We start from the raw sequence: 19,501 nt of genomic DNA, 5'->3' as shown, positions 1-19,501 counted from the left end.
GCTTCGATGACTACAGTGGCCTCCGATGACTACCCCTGAACCGAGTCGGCCGGAGAACGTCGCCGACACCACACCGACGTGGCGGACCAGGATCGCTCCCGCGGCTCTGCCGGTCGCGGCAGCGCTCGCCGTGGCGGCCCTCATCGCAGCGATCGTGTTCGCCGGCCTCTACGGATACCGGTGGTACGACGACGCATTCAACAAGGAGCCGGTCCAGACCGCCCGCGACGACGCCCTCGGTGGCGCCGAGCAGGCGATGCTCAACGTGCTCAACATCGACCTCAAGGACAGCAAGGCCTACCAGGACCGGCTGTCCGGTTCGGTGACCGGTGCCGCACGCACCCAGCTGCTCGGCAGCTCGGGTCTCGGTGAGCTGCAGAAGGCCGCAGGCGATCCCAGCCAGGCCGCGACTCTGACCGCCAAGCTCGCCCGCAGCGCCGTCGTCGAACTCAACACCGACGACAACACGGCCAAGACCCTCGTGTTCCTCGTGGTGACCTCTTCGCGTCCGAACGAGGCGTCGTCGAGTCAGACCATGGGCTTCCAGGTGCAGGTGACCAAGGACGGTTCGGCGTGGAAGGCCAACAACATCCAGCCGCTGGACTCGGTCGCGATCGACAACAGCGCCCCCACGGCTGACGGAACGACCGGAGCACCCGCCGCGAGCGGCGCACCCGCAGCCAGTGGCGCCCCCGCGCCCGCTGCGCCCGCGCCCGCCGCACCGACCACAGGAGCGGGTAACTGATGACCACGCCACGCCCACCGCGCTCGAACCCGCCGCGTCGCACGCCCAAGGTCGCGGGCCGGACCCCGGCCCGTCCCGCGAGCACGCCCGCATCCGAGGCGACCCCGGATCAGACGACACCGGAGCAGGCGCCGGCCGAGCAGACCTCGCCGCCGCGGAAGTCTCGCTTCTCGCGCAAGCCGAAGTCGGAGCAGCCCGCTGCGACCGAGGCGCCCGCCGCCGCGACCGCGCCGGTCGACGCCCCCGCCGAGGACACGGCACCGGTGCAGACGCCGGCCGAGGACTCGGCGGCCGCCGTCACGCCCGCCGCCGCCCCAGCCGTCGGCACCCCGGCCGAGGATTCCGCGGCCGTGGTCGAGACGCCGACGCAGAGTGATCCGACCACCACCGGGACGGACACCGAACCCGTGGCCGCCGACGCGTCGGCCACGACCAGCCTGGAGAAGACGCCGGCCGCGACCGGCGACGGTCCGCGCGGCAAGAACCGACCGACGACGAAGGTCTCGACGCTCAAGCCGCAGTCGACACGCCCCACCGCACCGGCGCCGGTGGCCGCGGGCGAGTCGCAGAAGGCCCCGCGTGGTCCGCTGCTCGGCTGGCGGCTCGTGGGCATCGTCACCGCGGTCGCCGTGGTGTTCGCGATCGTCGCCGCGATCGCCGCGATCAAGCCCGGGGTGTCGCTGTCGTCGAACGAGGCGTTCGTGAACTCGTCGGTCACCAGCGAGGTCACGTCGCAGGCCAACTCGCGCATCTGCACGATCTTCGGGGTGCAGTACGACAAGTTGGACCAGTGGCAGCAGACCGCCCAGTCGAACGTGACCGGCACCGCCGCCCAGCGGTTCGCCGAGTACGACAAGGCCGTGCGCGATGCGCTCGGACAGGCCGGACTCACCACCGGGGGAGTGGACTGTCGCGTCGACTCGGTCGGGGTGCGCTCCATCGACGGCGACAGCGCGGTGCTGGTGGTGAACCTGATCCTCAGCCAGACGCAGGGCCAGCAGGCCTCCGGGAGCGGCACCAAGCGGTACCAGGTGTCGATGCAGCAGGTCGGCGGCAAGTGGTTGGTCAGCAACTTCGCCGACTTCTGAGTCGACCCTCCACGCAGACCCTTTACGGAATTGCTCCACACCGAAGTGCGCGTTCCTCTTGACTCACCCGCCCGCTGGTTGCACGCTTGTCACCAGCGACAGATGACCGGCAGCCACTGGTTGGATCGCACCGCGTAGGGCCTCGAGCCCGTTCCCCCGTGCTTGACACGGGGAGGAGTTTTTCTGATACAGTTGGACGTTGCGCTGGCTGCCTCCTGTCCACATCACGATTTCCTTTCTCGGCCACTTCTGTGTGCTGCGTTCGGTGATCGCTGTGAACGAGTTCTCTCGGTTCCGGCGCATGCACCTACAGGCAACACCGATAAGAATGTGCCACCCCGTGGCACACAGAAGCTCGGCCCACAAAAAAGATTTTCGTGTTGGAAGGACGCACCTTGGCAGTCACCCGCCAGTCCACCTCAACCATTCCCGGCGCCCCGCGTCGTGCATCGTTCGCAAAGCTCAGCGAGCCTCTCGAAGTACCCGGACTGCTCGACGTGCAGCTCGAATCGTTCCAGTGGCTCGTCGGATCTCCGGAGTGGCACGCCCGCGCATTGGCGCGCGGCGAAGAGAACCCCAGCGGAGGCCTCGACGACATCCTCGCCGAGCTCTCCCCGATCGAGGACTTCTCCGGCTCCATGTCGCTGTCGTTCTCCGATCCGCGCTTCGACGAGGTCAAGGCCTCCGTCGAGGAGTGCAAGGACAAGGACATGACGTACGCGGCGCCGCTGTTCGTCACCGCCGAGTTCATCAACAACAACACCGGCGAGATCAAGTCGCAGACCGTCTTCATGGGCGACTTCCCGATCATGACCGACAAGGGCAGCTTCATCATCAACGGCACCGAGCGTGTCGTCGTGAGCCAGTTGGTCCGTAGCCCCGGCGTGTACTTCGACTCCAACATCGACAAGACCACCGAGAAGACCCTGCACAGCGTGAAGGTCATCCCGGGTCGTGGCGCATGGCTCGAGTTCGACATCGACAAGCGCGACACCGTCGGTGTCCGCATCGACCGCAAGCGTCGTCAGTCGGTCACCGTGCTCCTCAAGGCCCTGGGCTGGAGCACCGAGCAGATCACCGAGCGCTTCGGTTTCTCCGAGATCATGATGTCGACCCTGGAGAAGGACAACACCGCGGGCACCGACGAGGCACTCCTCGAGGTCTACCGCAAGCTGCGTCCGGGCGAGCCCCCGACGAAGGAGTCGGCGCAGACCCTGCTGGAGAACCTGTTCTTCAAGGAGAAGCGTTACGACCTCGCGCGCGTCGGTCGCTACAAGTTCAACAAGAAGCTCGGTCTGGCCGCGAACCCCATGACGGGTTCGTCGGTGCTGACCGAGGAGGACATCGTCGCGACGGTCGAGTACCTCGTCCGCCTGCACGAGTCGGAGACGAACGTCGCCTCGACGATGACCGTCCCCGGCGGCGTCGAGGTGCCCGTGGAGGTCGACGACATCGACCACTTCGGCAACCGTCGTCTGCGTACCGTGGGCGAGCTGATCCAGAACCAGATCCGCGTGGGCCTGTCCCGCATGGAGCGTGTGGTCCGCGAGCGGATGACGACCCAGGACGTCGAGGCGATCACGCCGCAGACCCTGATCAACATCCGTCCCGTCGTGGCCGCGATCAAGGAGTTCTTCGGAACCTCCCAGCTGTCGCAGTTCATGGACCAGAACAACCCGCTGTCGGGTCTGACCCACAAGCGTCGCCTGTCGGCGCTGGGCCCCGGTGGTCTGTCCCGTGAGCGTGCCGGCCTCGAGGTGCGCGACGTGCACCCCAGCCACTACGGCCGCATGTGCCCGATCGAGACCCCGGAGGGCCCGAACATCGGCCTGATCGGGTCGCTGTCGGTCTACGCACGGGTCAACCCGTTCGGCTTCATCGAGACCCCGTACCGCAAGGTCATCGACGGCCAGGTCACCGACCAGGTGGACTACCTGACCGCCGACGAGGAGGACCGGTACGTCAAGGCTCAGGCCAACGCCATCCTCGACGCCGACCTGCGGTTCACCGAGGAGCGCATCCTCGTCCGCAAGAAGGGCGGCGAGGTCGAGTTCGTCGGACCGACGGGCGTCGACTACATGGACGTCTCGCCGCGCCAGATGGTGTCGGTGGCCACGGCCATGATCCCGTTCCTCGAGCACGACGACGCCAACCGCGCCCTGATGGGTGCGAACATGCAGCGTCAGGCCGTGCCGCTGGTGCGCAACGAGGCCCCGCTGGTCGGTACCGGCATGGAGCTGCGTGCCGCCATCGACGCGGGCGACGTGATCCTGTCGGCGAAGGCCGGCGTGGTCGAGGAGGTCTCCGCGGACTACATCACCGTGATGGCCGACGACGGCACCCGGGACACGTTCCGGATGCGCAAGTTCGCCCGCTCGAACCACGGCACCTGCGCCAACCAGCGTCCGATCGTGGACGAGGGACAGCGTGTCGAGGTCGGACAGGTCCTGGCCGACGGCCCCTGCACCGACGACGGTGAGATGGCCCTCGGCAAGAACCTGCTCGTGGCGATCATGCCGTGGGAGGGCCACAACTACGAGGACGCGATCATCCTGTCGCAGCGCCTCGTGGAGGAGGACGTCCTCACCTCGATCCACATCGAGGAGCACGAGATCGATGCCCGCGACACCAAGCTCGGTGCCGAGGAGATCACCCGGGACATCCCGAACGTCTCCGACGAGGTGCTGGCCGATCTCGACGAGCGCGGCATCATCCGCATCGGTGCCGAGGTCCGCGACGGCGACATCCTGGTCGGCAAGGTCACGCCCAAGGGCGAGACCGAGCTGACCCCGGAAGAGCGTCTGCTGCGTGCCATCTTCGGTGAGAAGGCCCGTGAGGTCCGCGACACCTCGCTGAAGGTGCCGCACGGTGAGACCGGCAAGGTCATCGGTATCCGCGTGTTCTCGCGTGATGACGACGACGATCTGCCCCCCGGTGTCAACGAGCTGGTGCGCGTGTACGTGGCGCAGAAGCGCAAGATCCAGGACGGCGACAAGCTGGCCGGCCGGCACGGCAACAAGGGCGTCATCGGCAAGATCCTCCCCGCCGAGGACATGCCGTTCATGCCCGACGGAACCCCGGTCGACATCATCCTGAACACGCACGGTGTGCCGCGTCGTATGAACATCGGCCAGATCCTGGAGACCCACCTCGGGTGGATCGCCAAGACCGGGTGGAACATCGACGTCGCACAGGGAACGCCGGAGTGGGCGTCGAAGCTGCCGGAGGACATGCTCTCGGCAGGGCCCGACACCAACACCGCGACCCCGGTGTTCGACGGTGCCACGGATGCGGAGCTGACCGGACTGCTGTCCTCGACGCTGCCCAACCGTGACGGCGACGTGATGGTCAACGGCGACGGCAAGGCGACGCTGTTCGACGGTCGCTCCGGCGAGCCGTTCCCGTTCCCCGTGTCGGTCGGCTACATGTACATCATCAAGCTGCACCACCTGGTGGACGACAAGATCCACGCGCGTTCCACGGGTCCGTACTCGATGATCACCCAGCAGCCGCTCGGCGGTAAGGCCCAGTTCGGTGGCCAGCGCTTCGGTGAGATGGAGTGCTGGGCCATGCAGGCCTACGGCGCGGCGTACACGCTGCAGGAGCTGCTGACGATCAAGTCCGACGACGTGGTCGGTCGCGTCAAGGTCTACGAGGCGATCGTCAAGGGCGAGAACATCCCCGAGCCGGGTATCCCGGAATCGTTCAAGGTGCTGCTGAAGGAACTTCAGTCGCTGTGCCTGAACGTCGAGGTGCTCTCCAGTGACGGCGCGGCGATCGAGATGCGTGACGGCGATGACGAGGACCTGGAGCGCGCAGCTGCCAACCTCGGTATCAACCTGTCCCGCAACGAGTCCGCCACAGTCGACGATCTCGCCAACTGATTTCCCTGATAAGAGCTAGGAAGGTTACAACTTGCTCGACGTCAACTTTTTCGACGAACTGAAGATCGGTCTGGCCACCGCGGACGACATCCACAAGTGGTCCTTCGGCGAGGTCAAGAAGCCCGAGACGATCAACTACCGCACGCTCAAGCCCGAGAAGGACGGCTTGTTCTGCGAGAAGATCTTCGGGCCGACCCGCGACTGGGAGTGCTACTGCGGCAAGTACAAGCGTGTCCGCTTCAAGGGCATCATCTGCGAGCGCTGCGGCGTGGAGGTCACGCGCGCCAAGGTGCGTCGTGAGCGGATGGGCCACATCGAGCTGGCCGCCCCGGTCACCCACATCTGGTACTTCAAGGGCGTTCCCTCGCGCTTGGGCTACCTGCTCGACCTCGCGCCGAAGGATCTCGAGAAGATCATCTACTTCGCCGCGTACGTCATCACCGCGGTCGACGACGAGCTCCGTCACAACGAGCTGTCGACGCTGCAGGCCGAGATGGAGGTCGAGAAGAAGGGTGTCGCCGACACCCGCGACTCCGACCTCGAAGAGCGCGCCAAGAAGCTCGAAGAGGACCTGGCGGAGCTGGAGCGCGAAGGCGCGAAGGCCGATGCCCGCCGCAAGGTGAAGGACGGCGGCGAGCGCGAGATGCGCAAGATCCGCGACACCGCGCAGCGTGCCCTCGACGACCTCGAGGAGATCTGGGACAAGTTCACCAAGCTCGCGGTGAAGGACATGATCATCGACGAGCGGCTCTACCGTGAGCTGATCGACCGCTACGGCGAGTACTTCACCGGTGCGATGGGTGCCGAGGCGATCAAGCGTCTCCTCGAGACCTTCGACATCGGCGCCGAGGCCGAGATCCTCCGCGAGACGATCCGCAGTGGCAAGGGGCAGAAGAAGCTCCGTGCGCTCAAGCGTCTCAAGGTCGTCGCCGCGTTCCAGATGTCGGGCAACTCCCCGCTGGGCATGGTCCTCGACGCCGTTCCGGTGATCCCGCCGGAGCTGCGCCCGATGGTCCAGCTCGACGGTGGTCGCTTCGCCACCTCGGACCTCAACGATCTGTACCGCCGCGTGATTAACCGCAACAACCGCCTCAAGCGACTGATCGATCTGGGTGCGCCCGAGATCATTGTCAACAACGAGAAGCGGATGCTGCAGGAGTCGGTCGACGCACTGTTCGACAACGGCCGTCGTGGCCGTCCGGTCACCGGACCGGGTAACCGCCCGTTGAAGTCGTTGAGCGATCTGCTCAAGGGCAAGCAGGGTCGTTTCCGTCAGAACCTGCTCGGCAAGCGCGTCGACTACTCGGGCCGTTCGGTCATCGTCGTCGGCCCGCAGCTCAAGCTGCACCAGTGTGGTCTGCCCAAGCTGATGGCTCTCGAGCTGTTCAAGCCGTTCGTGATGAAGCGACTGGTCGATCTGAACCAGGCGCAGAACATCAAGTCCGCCAAGCGCATGGTCGAGCGTCAGCGCCCGGCCGTGTGGGACGTCCTCGAAGAGGTCATCGCCGAGCACCCGGTTCTGCTGAACCGTGCGCCGACGCTGCACCGTCTGGGCATCCAGGCGTTCGAGCCGCAGCTGGTGGAGGGCAAGGCCATCCAGCTGCACCCGCTGGTGTGTGAGGCGTTCAACGCCGACTTCGACGGTGACCAGATGGCAGTCCACCTGCCGCTGTCCGCCGAGGCGCAGGCCGAGGCGCGCATCCTGATGCTGTCGTCGAACAACATCCTGTCGCCGGCATCGGGTCGTCCGCTGGCCATGCCGCGTCTGGACATGGTCACGGGTCTGTATCACCTCACGACCCTGAAGCCGGAAGCGGTCGGTGCTCTCGTCGGCTCGACCGACGGCGACATCGAGCGTGGCGTCTACTCGAACCCGGCCGAGGCCATCATGGCTCTCGACCGTGGCGCGTTGAGCGTGCAGGCACCCATCAAGGTGCGCCTGGACGACCAGCGTCCGCCCGCCGACATCGAGGCCGCGCAGTTCGACGGTGCCTGGAAATTCGGGCAGCCGTGGATCGCCGAGACCACGCTGGGCCGCGTCATGTTCAACGAGCTGCTCCCCAAGGAGTACCCGTTCGTCAACGAGCAGATGCCGAAGAAGCGTCAGGCCGTGATCATCAACGATCTCGCCGAGCGCTACCCGATGATCGTCGTCGCGCAGACCGTCGACAAGCTCAAGGACGTCGGCTTCTACTGGGCGACCCGTTCGGGTGTCACCATCTCGATGACCGACGTCCTGGTCCCGCCGAACAAGCAGGAGATCCTCGACGGCTTCGAGGCGCGTGCCGACGGTCTGGAGAAGAAGTACGCCCGTGGCGCACTGACCTCCGACGAGCGTCGTGACGCGTTGGTCGAGATCTGGAAGCAGGCGACCGAAGAGGTCGGTGCGGCCATGGAGGCGCACTACCCCGACGACAACCCGATCCCGATGATCGTGAAGTCCGGTGCTGCGGGCAACATGACCCAGATCCGCTCGCTGGCGGGCATGAAGGGCCTGGTGACGAACCCGAAGGGTGAGTTCATCCCGCGTCCCATCAAGTCCTCCTTCCGTGAGGGTCTGACGGTTGCCGAGTACTTCATCAACACGCACGGTGCTCGTAAGGGTCTGGCCGACACGGCGCTTCGCACCGCCGACTCGGGCTACCTGACGCGTCGTCTCGTCGACGTGTCGCAGGACGTCATCGTTCGCGAGACCGACTGTGGCACCGAGCGCGGCATCAACACCACGATCGCCGAGAAGCAGGCCGACGGCACGCTGATCCGCGACGCGCACGTGGAGACCTCCACGTACGCCCGCACCCTGGCGACCGACGCACTCGACGAGAGCGGCAACGTGATCATCGAGCGCGGGCGTGACCTGGGCGATCCGGCGATCGAGGCCCTGCTGGCCGCAGGCATCACCGAGGTGAAGGTGCGCTCCGTGCTCACCTGCACCACCGGAACCGGTGTCTGCGCAACGTGTTACGGCCGCTCGATGGCGACCGGCAAGCTCGTCGACATCGGTGAGGCGGTCGGCATCATCGCCGCCCAGTCGATCGGTGAGCCCGGTACCCAGCTGACCATGCGTACGTTCCACCAGGGTGGTGTCGGCGACGACATCACCGGTGGTCTGCCGCGTGTCCAGGAGCTGTTCGAGGCACGTGTGCCCAAGGGCAAGGCGCCCATCGCCGAGGTCTCGGGTCGCATCCGTCTCGAGGACGACGATCGCTTCTACAAGATGACGATCACCCCCGACGACGGCTCGGAAGAGGTTGTCTACGACAAGATCTCCAAGCGTCAGCGTCTGCGTGTGTTCAAGCACGAGGACGGCTCGGAGCGTCTGCTCACCGACGGTGACCACGTCGAGGTCGGACAGCAGCTCATGGAAGGTGCTGCCGATCCGCACGAGGTCCTGCGCGTGATGGGTCCCCGTCAGGTCCAGGTGCACCTCGTCAACGAGGTCCAGGAGGTCTACCGGAGCCAGGGTGTGTCGATCCACGACAAGCACATCGAGACGATCGTTCGTCAGATGCTGCGTCGCGTGACGATCATCGACTCCGGTGCCACCGAGTTCCTGCCCGGTTCGCTCACCGAGCGTGCCGAGTTCGAGGCGGCCAACCGTCGCGTCGTGGCCGAGGGCAACGAGCCCGCGGCCGGACGTCCGGTGCTCATGGGTATCACCAAGGCGTCGCTGGCGACCGAGTCGTGGCTGTCGGCGGCCTCCTTCCAGGAGACCACCCGCGTGCTCACCGATGCGGCCATCAACAGCCGCAGCGACAAGCTGGTGGGCCTGAAGGAGAACGTGATCATCGGAAAGCTGATCCCGGCCGGAACCGGCATCAACCGGTACCGGAACATCACGGTGCAGCCGACCGAAGAGGCACGTGCCGCGGCCTATGCGGTGCCGTCGTACGACGACACCTACTACAGCCCGGACGGCACCTTCGGTGCTCCCGCCGGTGCTGCGGTGCCGTTGGACGACTACGGCTTCTCGAGCGACTACCGCTAGTCGGTAGCTGAACCACAGAGCGACCCCCACCTTCGGGTGGGGGTCGTTTTGTATCCGCACCCGAAGGTGGGCACGTACACCCGTCGAGTGGGCGGTTGCGGACGACGAGTGGGCGGTTGGCGGCGTGTGTACGGTCGATGGAGTACCGACAACGACGTGAAGCAAAGTGGCGTCTCGAATTTCGAGGAGTCACGCATGCGCGAGACAGACCTGCTCATCATCGGTTCCGGACCGGCAGCGGTGTCGGCGGCACAGGGATACCGGGACAACGACGGCCGAGGGCGGGTCCTGCTCGTCACCGCGGATGCCCACGCCCCGTACATGCGCCCGCCGCTCAGCAAGGACCTGCTGCAGGGGGAGTCCGGGCCCGGCGAGATCGACCTGCAGCCGCAGGAATGGTTCGACGACCACGACGTCGAGGTGCTCACCGACACCGAGGTCACCGCGCTCGATCCCGACGGCCATCGTGTGACGACCGCCGACGGATCCGACATCGGCTACCGCCACCTCGTCCTGGCGACCGGGGCCTCTCCCTCACCCCTGCCCGTACCCGGTGGGGACACCGTCCTCACCCTGCGGTCGCTCGCCGACGCGCTCGCGTTGCGGGATGCGGCCGACGGTGCGGCGTCCGCGGTCGTCATCGGCGCCGGGTTCATCGGATGTGAGGCGGCGGCGTCGCTCGCCGCGCGCGGTGTCTCCACCACCGTCGTGGCCCCGGAGCCGGCTCCGCAGAGCACCCGATTGGGCTCCGACGCCGGGTCCCACTTCGCGGCGCTGCTCGAGCAGGCGGGCGTCCGCTATTCCGCAGGAGCACAGGTCGAGTCGGTCTCGGAGGGGTCGGTTCGGCTGGACTCCGGTGTCACGATCGACGTCGACCTGGTCGTGGCGGCCGTCGGCATCACGCCCAACTCCGGCCTGGCGGCCGACGCCGGCATCACCCTGGACGACGGTCGGATCGTCGTGGACTCGTCGATGCGCACGTCGGCCCCCGACGTCTTCGCGGCCGGAGATGTCGCGACAGCGTTCAACGACACCGCCGGCCGGCACATCCCCACCGAACACTGGCAGGACGCCGACGACCAGGGTGCGGTCGCGGGCACCGCAGCCGCAGGTGTTCGCGCGCAGTGGGACTCGGTGCCCGGGTTCTGGACGACCATCGGCGATCGCACGGTGAAGTACGCCGCGTGGGGCGACGGCTACGACCGCACCCACCACTCCGACCACGGCACCGACGGGCCGGGGGAGTCGTTCACCATCTGGTACCTCGACTCCGACGGCGTGACGGTGGGCGCCCTGACCCTCGACCGCGACGAGGACTATGAGGCGGCCACGAGTCTCATCGAAGAGGGCAAGCCGGCGCCGATCTGACGGCCCGACACGGCGCAACAAGAGCCCAACACGCTAGAGGCGGTAGATGCGCCTGGCGTTCTCGTGCGCGATGAGGTCGACCACGTGCATCGCGTCGGCAGCGCTCCACTCCCCGTCGGCGACGAAACCGTCGAGCACACGGGTCATCCCGCTCCGCCAGAGTCGTGCGCCGAGGTAGTGGAACTCCGCGGGCCCGGCGCCGTCGGAGGAGTAGAGGATCTTGCGGAACGGCGCCAGCTCGAGGAGTCGGCCGACGAACGACGTCGCCCGCGCACCGAGGTGGGTGATGCTCAGCCCGCCGTCGAGATACACGTTGCGATGAGCCTGCGCGAGATAGCCGGCCTCGCGCTCGTACGGGTAGCAGTGCAGCAGCATGACCGGGGTGTCGCCGGACGAGCGCAGAAAATCGTTGAGCAGCAACGGGTTCGCGGCGTACAGATCACAGTCCCGGTCACCGAACCCGACGTGGAACTGAAGCGGCTTGCCCAGTCGCAGCGCGCGGTGCAGCCCGAATCGCAGCAGGATCCGGTCGGTCAGACGGGTTCCGCCGGCCTCGCGCCACCGTTGCGCGGCGATGTCGACCAGCGCGGGTGGCGGATCGCCGAGGTCGCCGGCGAACCCGCCCCGGTAGGCCAGCACGGACTTGGTCGCGACGGCCCCCGCGGCCCGCTCGCCGAGGATCTCGTCGAACGCCTCGGCGTAGTCGCCGGGTGCGGCCGCGGCCTGCTCGGCGACCTCCTCGAGTCGGACCACCTCGTGCGTCGACCCGCCGGAGGCCGCCGTCAACTCGCCGGTGTCGACGAGACCGGCCGAGAACCCGGTGTCCACCAACCAGTCCGACACCCCGGCCGCCTGCAGGAAGCGTCGCGACACCTCGGTCTCGCCGAGTGCGGTACGGCGGGTGAGGTATTCGTCGGCCCCGACGTGACGTTCGAGGTCGAGCAGGGGAGCGCAGTGCGCCCGCACGGCGACACCGACCTGGGAGTCGAACCCGGCGCCCACCTCGGTCACCGGAGCGGTGTCGGCCTCGTTGAGCGCGCTCTCGAACCGGATGCGATCGCCCGCGTCTCCCTGAGCGGACCAACAGCCGTGGACGTGATGATCGATCAGTACGGCTGATTCGACGTGGTCGGCGAGCTCAGACACTCCAGGCCATCCGGAACATGTCGGCGATGTCGCCGGGCGGCAGCGCGGCGAACGTCTGCTCGTAGCGCCGGACCGCGACCACGGCATCGACCGCGTCGTCGCCGAGAGCGGTACGGGCGGTGGCGGATCGGTCCAACGCGTCGATGACGCTCGCCTGATCTGTCGGCAGCAGGACGGTGCCCGCCGCGGCGCGATCGGCCTCGGTCTGCGATGCCGGGTCCACCAGGGTCTCCGGCGGCAAGGTCAGCTCCCGTTCGATGCCTTCGGCGGCCATCCCCAGGATCGCGGCGGTGGCCAGGTAGGAGTTGGCCGACGGGTCGACGATCTTGACCTCCACGTTGGCGCCGTGCGGATTGGCAGGCCCGCCGAGCACGAATCGAACTGCCGCCTCGCGGTTCTCGGTTCCCCAACAGGCGTACGCCCCGGCCCAGAACCCCGGCTGCATCCGCAGTCCCGACACGATCGATCCGCACAGCAGCGCCTGGATCTCGGGGAGCCCGGCCACCACACCGGCGACCGCCGACGCGCCCGCGGCTGTCATCCCGCGCGCCGCCGAACCGCCGGCCAACAGTGGTCCGTCCGTCCCCGTGAGCGAGAAGTGTTGGTGCGCTCCGTTCCCGACACCGTCGGCGAACGGCTTGGGGGAGAAGCAGGCCCGTGTGCCGAACCGACGTGCGACCCGACTGATGACCGTGCGCGCGGCCACCAGTTGATCGGCGGCCGCGACGGGTGCCAGTGGTGCGAGCGACACCTCGAACTGGTTGCCGCCGTACTCGGGATGCAGCTGTTCCAGTCCGATACCGGCCGTGCGGGCCGCGGTCAGCACCTCGCGGACGAAGCCCTCGTGTTCGAGTACGCCGGCCAGTCCGTACTGCGCCCACATCGTGGTCGGCAGCGCCTCGCCCGCCGGATCGACCAGGACGAACTCGAGCTCGTGACCCACCAGGGCGGTGATGCCCGCGGCCGCGAGCCGATTCTCCATGCGGCCCAGGATCCCCCGCGAGCACGCGGGGACAGGCTCGGAATCCTGGTCGAAGAAGCTGGCCGGCGCCCAGGCCACACCGTCGCCCAGTATCCGGATGGCGTCGAGGTCGATGCGGATCCGCTGATCACCCACCGCGCCGAACTTGTCCGAGTAGGCGATACCGAACTTGTCGATGGTGAACGCGTGCCACACCGGGGAGACGCCGAGGCCCGTACGCGCGAAATCCGTGACACGGGAGACGTCGACGGTCTTGGCGTGGATCAGTCCGGCCGGGTTGACGACCGTGCCGATCAGGACCTCGACGCCGCCGCTGTGCAGGTGCCCGATGACGTCCGAGTGGATGATTGCCATACGGGACAGTCTGCCCTCGCCGAACCCCTCACGCGTGGCGATACGGCAGGTATTGCACCGACCACGCGTTGCCGTCCGGGTCGGCGAAGTAGACGAAATGCCCCCAGGGCTGCACATCGACCTCGCTCACCTCGATGCCGCGGTCGAGCAGGTGTGTGCGGGCGGCCTCGATGTCGGACACGCACACCAGCAGCCCCTTGACCGAGCCCGGTTCGCCGTCGACGATCCCGCGGCCGAACGCGATCGAGGCGTTCGACCCCGGCGGCGTCATCTGCACGAATCGGGTGTCGGCGTCGACGACGCTGTCGTGGTCGGGGTTGAACCCGACGCGGGTGTAGAACTCCTTGGTGCGATCGACGTCGCTGACGGGGATCATGACGAGCTCGAGGGTCCAGTCCAGGGTGTCGGCCATCGGATTGCCTTTCGTCGAAGGGGAGGTGCCGCAGGAGACGATTCCACCCAATACGGACATCGGCTGTCCTCGATACGACGAACGCCCGGACATTCTCCGATCGGAGAACGCCCGGGCGTCGGTCGTGACGGTGGGACTAGCCGTTGCGGAACCAGCCGGCCTTGTCGATGCGGTAGACCTCGTCCTGCCAGAACTTCCACGCGTGGATGCCCACGGGGAAGAAGCTGGTGCGCACGTTGGCGCCGGCGGCCCGGGCCAGCAGCGAGAAGGTCTGCGACTGTTCCATCGAGACGATCTCGAGCGCCGAGCCGGACAGGCCGGTGCCGAAGGTGGCGATGTTCGGCGGCAGACCGTTCCACACGCCGGCGGCGGCGTAGACCCAGAGGTGACGGCCGCGCATCGCGCCGACGTTCAGCCAGGGGTCGTTCTGGAAGGCCTTGACGTTGGGGAAGATGCCCCACATGTCGTTGAGGTTGTAGCGACCGGAGTCGTACGCCGCGGCGCGCAGCATCGTCTGCATGCCGGGGGCGGTCAGGTGCGGGAAGCCGGACATCGACACCGCGCGGGTGTAGAGGTCGGGGCGACGCGTGGCCAGCATGATCGCGGGGCTCGCGGCCATCGACAGGCCGACGAGGGTGCGGTTCTTGGAGAACCCACGCTTGTTCAGGTAGTCGGGGAGGCTGTGCTGCAGGACGCTGTCCCAGCGGTAGGCCGAGTTCTGGCCTGCGCTGATGCTCGGACGGTCCCAGTCGGCGTAGAAGCTCGACTGGCCGCCGACCGGCATGACGACGTTGTAGCCGCGACGGCTCAGGTACGCGACGTTGGTCTCGCTCTCCCACCCGTTGATCTTCGGGGTCGCGCGCAGCCCGTCCAGGAAGATGATGGTCGGGGCGGTCTTCGGGTTCGTGGTCGTCGATGCCCAGCTGCGGACGACCGGGTTCGGCATGCCGTACCCGTTGATCTGCTCCGACTTGAACGTCGGAGCGGGAACCGGGCCCCATGCGTTGGCGGATCCGGTGCCGACCGTGACCAGCGCGGTGGCCGCGGCGACGCTGAGGACGATCGACACGAGAGCGCGAGCGCCCCCGTTCGAACGGCGGAGAGAGAACATCTGATGCACCACATTCACTAGCCAGGCCCCCGATGAGGGCACGAGAGGTTCGGTCTGAAGGAGGATAAACGATGGCGTTACCAAATGGTTATCGGACGCCGTTCACAGAACGTTTCACGAGTCCTCCGCGTGATCGACTCGGGCCAGCCTCGCACACGGTGCAGGCGGGGACCTCGTCGGACGATGATCGATGCCGGAGTGACACCGAGATGTTGGGATCCGGTGATCGAAACCGGTCGATTCGCCGGTGAACCGGCTTTTCGGGTGACCCGACAACCGAGGACGACCGCACCGGGGTGTCCGGGCTCTGACCGAGACCGCGCCCGCGGGCGGTCGGTGGCGCCGCGACACGCACGCGCGCGGGTGATTGTCGTCATAGTGGGTTCAAGGAACCCGTGAGCCCACGATCGGAGGCCGCCGTGACCGCGCCCGCAGCCCGACGGTGTCGGTGGGTCCTGCACGTCGACCTCGATCAGTTCCAGGTCTCGGTGGAACGGCAGCGGTCACCCGAGTTGGTCGGTGTCCCCGTGATCGTCGGCGGCAGCGGGGACCCACACCAGATGCGGACCGTCGTGACATGCGCGTCGTACGAGGCGCGGGCGGTGGGCGTCCGCGCAGGCATGCCGATGCGCAGTGCGCACCGCAAGATGCCCGACGCGATCTATCTCCCCACCGACCACGCGACCTACGACGCGGCCTCGGAGCGCGTCATGACCGCGCTGCGCGACCTGGGGCACCCGGTGGAGGTCTGGGGCTGGGACGAGGCGTACGTCGGCACCGACACCGACGACCCGCACGCCCTCGCGGTCGCCATCCGGGCCCGCATCGCCGACGAGACCGGCCTGCGCAGTTCGGTGGGGATCAGCGACAACAAGCAGCGCGCCAAGATGGCCACCAACTTCGCCAAGAAGCTGCCCCCGGCCGACGACCGCATCTACACGTTGGCCGACGACAACTGGATGTCGGTGATGGGTGATCTGGGGTGCCGGGAGCTGTGGAGCGTCGGACCCAAGACGGCGGACAAGTTGGCCGCGAACGGGGTCGACACCGTGGCCGACCTCGTCGCGACGCCCCGCGACGAACTGATCGCCGTCTTCGGACCGCATCAGGGCAACTGGCTCTACGTGCTGTCCCGAGGCGGCGGCGATTCGACCATCACCGTCGAACCCTATGTGGCCAAATCACATTCGAAGGTGCACACCTTCGCCACCGATCTCACCGACGTCGCCGAGATGCACGACCGCCTCACCGAGCTGACCGCGGATCTGCACCGACAGATCCTCGACGAGGAGCGGGTGGTGTTCCGGGTGGCGGTGACGGTGCGCACGTCGACGTTCTACACGCGGACGAAGTCGAAGAAGCTGGCGGCGCCGACCGTCGACCTCGCGGTCATCGAACCGCCCGTGCACGTGTTGCTCGACCGGTTCGAGCTCGATCGACCGGTACGGCTGCTCGGTGTCCGACTCGAGTTGCTCGACCCCGGATCGCCCGTACCGGACACCGATTCACCTGTAACGGACAATGATTCGGCCCTTCCGGACACCGCCGACCCCGGCGTCGTCGACCTCGACCGGGCGGGTCACAATGACGCGTGAGCGATCTGACGTACACGCAATCGGTGGTCATGGGACTCCTACAGGGGGTCACCGAGTTGTTCCCGGTGTCGAGTCTCGGGCACTCCCTGATCGTGCCCGCCTGGATCGGTGGTAGCTGGGAGCAGCTGGTCACCGAGTCGAACAGCAAGGGCCACACACCGTTTCTCGCGTTCCTGGTCGCCCTGCACGTCGCCACCGCCCTTGCGCTGATCGTCTACTACTGGCGTGACTGGGTCGCGATCGTCGGCGGTTTCATCGGGACGCTGCGCACCCGACGCATCGACACCGCGAACGGAAAGTTGGCGTGGCTCATCATCATCGCGACGATCCCGGTCGGAATTGTCGGGCTGGTCGCGGAGAAACCCCTGCGGGAGGTCTTCGCCACGCCGTTGATCGCGGCGATCTTCCTGTTCGTCAACGGGCTGGTGTTGCTCGCCGCCGAGACGTTGCGCAGACGCCAGGTGGCGCGACGACGGGTGAAGGGCGACATCGGGTCGCTGAGCTACCCCGACGCCGCGCTGATCGGTAGCTTCCAGATCCTCGCGCTGCTCCCGGGCATCTCACGGTCGGGCGCGACCATCTCCGGCGGCATCCTGCGCGGACTCGACCACGAGCACTCCGCGAAGTTCGCGTTCCTGCTCGCCACGCCGGTGATCCTCGCCGCTGGGGTGCTCAAGATCCCGGAACTGTTCGGCCCCGAGGGCGACGGGATCGGCGGACAGGTGGTCGTCGGATCGATCTGTGCGTTCGTGGCCGCCTTCGCCGCCGTCGCGTTCCTGGCGCGGTTCTTCCGCACCCGGTCGCTGTACCCGTTCGTCGCCTACTGCCTCGTCGCGGGCGGGATCAGCATCGCCCTGTTCGCCTGACGGCCGGCATGAGCCGCCGAGCGTGCCGAAACGACGCACCGATCGTGCGGCTGACTGTGGGTTGGGCCCGTTCGACGGGTGATCACGGCACGGTCGGCGAGTATTCAGGGCACGGTCGGCGGATCTAGAGCGCGAGGAAACCGTCCAGCAGGCGGGCGCAGCGGCGTTCAAGATCGGCGGCGTCGGAAGTGATCCGACGGGCCAGCGCGTCGACGTCGATGTCGAAATCGCGGGCGACCTCCACCTCGGACTCCGGGGTCCATCCCAGCCGCCACGCCGCGAACGATCCGGCGGTGATCTCGGGGTGGAACTGCAGACCCAGGTTCCGACCGGAGACGAACGCCTGCGCGTTGGCGGCGTTGTCGGCGACCAGCGTCGCGCCGGGCGGGACGGTGAAGTGGTCGAAGTGCCACTGCATCCACGGTCCGGAGTCGATGAAATCGCAGGACGAGTCGACCGAGACGAACCCGATCTCCGGATGCGGCGACCGGTCGACGACCCCACCCAGCACCCGGCTGAGCACCTGCCCGCCGAAGCACACCCCGAGGATCGGGGTACCCGCGGCGAGCGTCTCGGCGATGTAGGCCCGTTCCGGCGCCAGCCACGGCAGGGTGTCGTCGTCGGCGGCGTGGGCGGACCCCAGCACGGTCACGAAATCGACGGTCTCGGGACGGGGGAGGTCGTCGGACGGGTGCGCGACGACGACCTCGAAACCGCGGGTTCGGGCGGCGACGGCCAGGCTGCCCGCCTCCGCGCGTCCACGCGACCGGTCGTCTTCGTGCGCCAGGAACAGGGCCGTCGTCACGAGGCGGGCGCGATGGCCGACCCGGCGACCGACAACCACGCGTCGGCCAGATCCTGCACGTCGATCCCCAACGCCACGCTCAGTGCGACCACCGAACCGAACGCTGGCGTGAACAAGCGCCCGGACTCGATCTTGCGCAGCGTCTCCGCGGACATCGATGCCGCACGGGCGATCTCGTCGAGGGGACGGTCGCCGCGGGCCGCGCGCAGGTGCGCGCCGAGCCGTCGGCCGGCGGCGATCTGCTCGGGCGTGAGGGGTGTGCGAACCATCGGGCCAGATTAGCCGAGATCGAGCCTCTCTGGTATTTCTATACCGGTATAAAAATACCTGACCGGCACGGCCCGGATCTCGAGCGGAGTGGACACGGACATGATCGAACTGAAATCGCCGTCGGAGGTCGACGCCATGGCCGTCGCCGGGACGTTCGTGGCGCAGGCCATCGACGCGGTGATCGGCGCCGCCGAGGTCGGGGTCGACCTGCGTGATCTCGAGCTGATCGTGCGCGGGATGATCGCCGACCGCGGTGCGGAGTCCTGCTACTGGGACTACTCCCCGGACTTCGGGCGCGGCCCGTTCCGCAACACCGTCTGCCTGTCGGTGAACGACGCTGTGCTGCACGGACTGCCGCACGCCTACGAGCTGCGCGACGGCGACCTGCTCAGTGTCGACCTCGCCGTGTCCGTCGACGGGTGGGTCGCCGACTCGGCCCGCAGCGTCGTCGTCGGGACCGCCCGCGCCGAGGACCTCGCGATGATCGAGGCGACGCGGGTGGCCCTCGATGCGGGCATCGCGACCGCGCGTCTTGGCAACCGCCTCGGCGACGTGTCGGCGGCGATGGGAGCCGAACTGCGTGCGCGGGGCTTTTCCGTCAACGACGAATTCGGTGGGCACGGCATCGGCCGCACGATGCACGAGTCGCCCTCGGTCCCCAACGACGGCCGACGTCGCCGCGGCATCCCGCTGAAGCCGGGGATGACCCTGGCGCTCGAGCCCTGGGTGGTGGCGACCACCGATCGTGTCGTGTTCGACGACGACGGGTGGACGGTCCGCTCGGCCGACGGTTCGCGGGGCGCGCACAGCGAACACACCATCGCCGTCACCGACGGTGACGCGCGGGTGCTGACGGCCCTGGCGACCGCACCCGGTCGATAACCTGG

General features: G+C 67.6%; 14 protein-coding genes. 8 read left to right on the top strand and 6 right to left on the bottom strand.

Translation table 11 applies throughout. The features are described from left to right. Window positions 1-25 precede the first annotated feature (25 nt). From LX13_RS18185 to LX13_RS18165, 5 genes are all read left to right on the top strand, one after another. A complete protein-coding gene (locus tag LX13_RS18185) occupies window positions 26-745 on the top strand; it encodes a hypothetical protein (protein ID WP_253662661.1) in 720 nt (239 codons plus the stop codon). Next, window positions 745-1,833, top strand: coding sequence for a hypothetical protein (locus LX13_RS18180; RefSeq protein WP_253662660.1), 1,089 nt, complete (start codon window positions 745-747; stop codon window positions 1,831-1,833). The genes LX13_RS18185 and LX13_RS18180 overlap by 1 nt, the downstream gene beginning before the upstream one ends. A gap of 395 nt (window positions 1,834-2,228) precedes the next feature. Then, window positions 2,229-5,717 carry a DNA-directed RNA polymerase subunit beta gene (gene rpoB, locus LX13_RS18175; RefSeq protein ID WP_253662659.1) on the top strand — a complete coding sequence of 1,163 codons (3,489 nt, stop codon included), beginning with the start codon at window positions 2,229-2,231 and terminating at the stop codon, window positions 5,715-5,717. Between the two features lie 31 nt (window positions 5,718-5,748). Then, a complete protein-coding gene (locus LX13_RS18170) occupies window positions 5,749-9,705 on the top strand; it encodes a DNA-directed RNA polymerase subunit beta' (protein WP_253662658.1) in 3,957 nt (1,318 codons plus the stop codon). Window positions 9,706-9,900: 195 nt separating this feature from the next. After that, window positions 9,901-11,073 carry an NAD(P)/FAD-dependent oxidoreductase gene (locus LX13_RS18165; protein ID WP_253662657.1) on the top strand — a complete coding sequence of 391 codons (1,173 nt, stop codon included), beginning with the start codon at window positions 9,901-9,903 and terminating at the stop codon, window positions 11,071-11,073. Between the two features lie 33 nt (window positions 11,074-11,106). On the opposite strand, the gene LX13_RS18160 is transcribed toward LX13_RS18165, so the two are convergent. The 4 genes from LX13_RS18160 to LX13_RS18145 form a co-directional block, all read right to left on the bottom strand. Further along, window positions 11,107-12,219, bottom strand: a complete 1,113-nt coding sequence (locus LX13_RS18160; RefSeq protein ID WP_253662656.1) for an amidohydrolase family protein — start codon at window positions 12,217-12,219, stop codon at window positions 11,107-11,109. Next, window positions 12,212-13,555, bottom strand: coding sequence for a type I glutamate--ammonia ligase (locus LX13_RS18155; protein ID WP_253662655.1), 1,344 nt, complete (start codon window positions 13,553-13,555; stop codon window positions 12,212-12,214). The genes LX13_RS18160 and LX13_RS18155 overlap by 8 nt, the downstream gene beginning before the upstream one ends. A 28-nt stretch (window positions 13,556-13,583) precedes the next feature. Next, window positions 13,584-13,955, bottom strand: coding sequence for a VOC family protein (locus tag LX13_RS18150; protein ID WP_253662825.1), 372 nt, complete (start codon window positions 13,953-13,955; stop codon window positions 13,584-13,586). Between the two features lie 148 nt (window positions 13,956-14,103). Beyond that, the gene (locus tag LX13_RS18145; protein WP_253662654.1) at window positions 14,104-15,078 is read right to left on the bottom strand and encodes an alpha/beta hydrolase; all 975 of its coding nucleotides are present in this window, start codon (window positions 15,076-15,078) and stop codon (window positions 14,104-14,106) included. A 419-nt stretch (window positions 15,079-15,497) separates the two neighbouring features. Here LX13_RS18145 and LX13_RS18140 point away from each other — a divergent pair, with 419 nt between their 5' ends. Then, on the top strand, window positions 15,498-16,673 hold the full coding sequence (locus LX13_RS18140) for a DNA polymerase IV (RefSeq protein WP_253662824.1): 1,176 nt from the start codon (window positions 15,498-15,500) through the stop codon (window positions 16,671-16,673). Next, window positions 16,670-17,539: an undecaprenyl-diphosphate phosphatase gene (locus tag LX13_RS18135; RefSeq protein ID WP_253662653.1), complete on the top strand. Its 870-nt coding sequence runs from the start codon at window positions 16,670-16,672 to the stop codon at window positions 17,537-17,539. Before LX13_RS18140 ends, LX13_RS18135 begins: the two co-directional genes overlap by 4 nt. Window positions 17,540-17,663: 124 nt before the next feature. Here LX13_RS18135 and LX13_RS18130 read toward each other — a convergent pair whose 3' ends face one another. Next, window positions 17,664-18,344 carry a type 1 glutamine amidotransferase gene (locus LX13_RS18130; protein WP_253662652.1) on the bottom strand — a complete coding sequence of 227 codons (681 nt, stop codon included), beginning with the start codon at window positions 18,342-18,344 and terminating at the stop codon, window positions 17,664-17,666. Then, window positions 18,341-18,613: a helix-turn-helix domain-containing protein gene (locus LX13_RS18125; protein ID WP_253662651.1), complete on the bottom strand. Its 273-nt coding sequence runs from the start codon at window positions 18,611-18,613 to the stop codon at window positions 18,341-18,343. The genes LX13_RS18130 and LX13_RS18125 overlap by 4 nt, the downstream gene beginning before the upstream one ends. A gap of 100 nt (window positions 18,614-18,713) precedes the next feature. Between LX13_RS18125 and map the strand changes: the two genes are divergently transcribed. After that, window positions 18,714-19,496, top strand: coding sequence for a type I methionyl aminopeptidase (gene map, locus LX13_RS18120; RefSeq protein ID WP_253662650.1), 783 nt, complete (start codon window positions 18,714-18,716; stop codon window positions 19,494-19,496). Window positions 19,497-19,501: the final 5 nt, after the last annotated feature.

This window comes from Williamsia maris (assembly GCF_024171815.1).
GTDB lineage: Bacteria > Actinomycetota > Actinomycetes > Mycobacteriales > Mycobacteriaceae > Williamsia_A > Williamsia_A maris.
This window is presented reverse-complemented; position numbering and strand designations above follow the sequence as displayed.

Bases quoted from the DNA above. Each gene is read 5' to 3' on its own strand.
- LX13_RS18125 (WP_253662651.1), bottom strand. From the start codon at position 18,613: ATGGTTCGCACACCCCTCACGCCCGAGCAGATCGCCGCCGGCCGACGG.
- map (WP_253662650.1), top strand. From the start codon at position 18,714: ATGATCGAACTGAAATCGCCGTCGGAGGTCGACGCCATGGCCGTCGCC.
- LX13_RS18165 (WP_253662657.1), top strand. From the start codon at position 9,901: ATGCGCGAGACAGACCTGCTCATCATCGGTTCCGGACCGGCAGCGGTG.
- LX13_RS18155 (WP_253662655.1), bottom strand. From the start codon at position 13,555: ATGGCAATCATCCACTCGGACGTCATCGGGCACCTGCACAGCGGCGGC.
- LX13_RS18185 (WP_253662661.1), top strand. From the start codon at position 26: ATGACTACCCCTGAACCGAGTCGGCCGGAGAACGTCGCCGACACCACA.
- LX13_RS18145 (WP_253662654.1), bottom strand. From the start codon at position 15,078: ATGTTCTCTCTCCGCCGTTCGAACGGGGGCGCTCGCGCTCTCGTGTCG.
- LX13_RS18180 (WP_253662660.1), top strand. From the start codon at position 745: ATGACCACGCCACGCCCACCGCGCTCGAACCCGCCGCGTCGCACGCCC.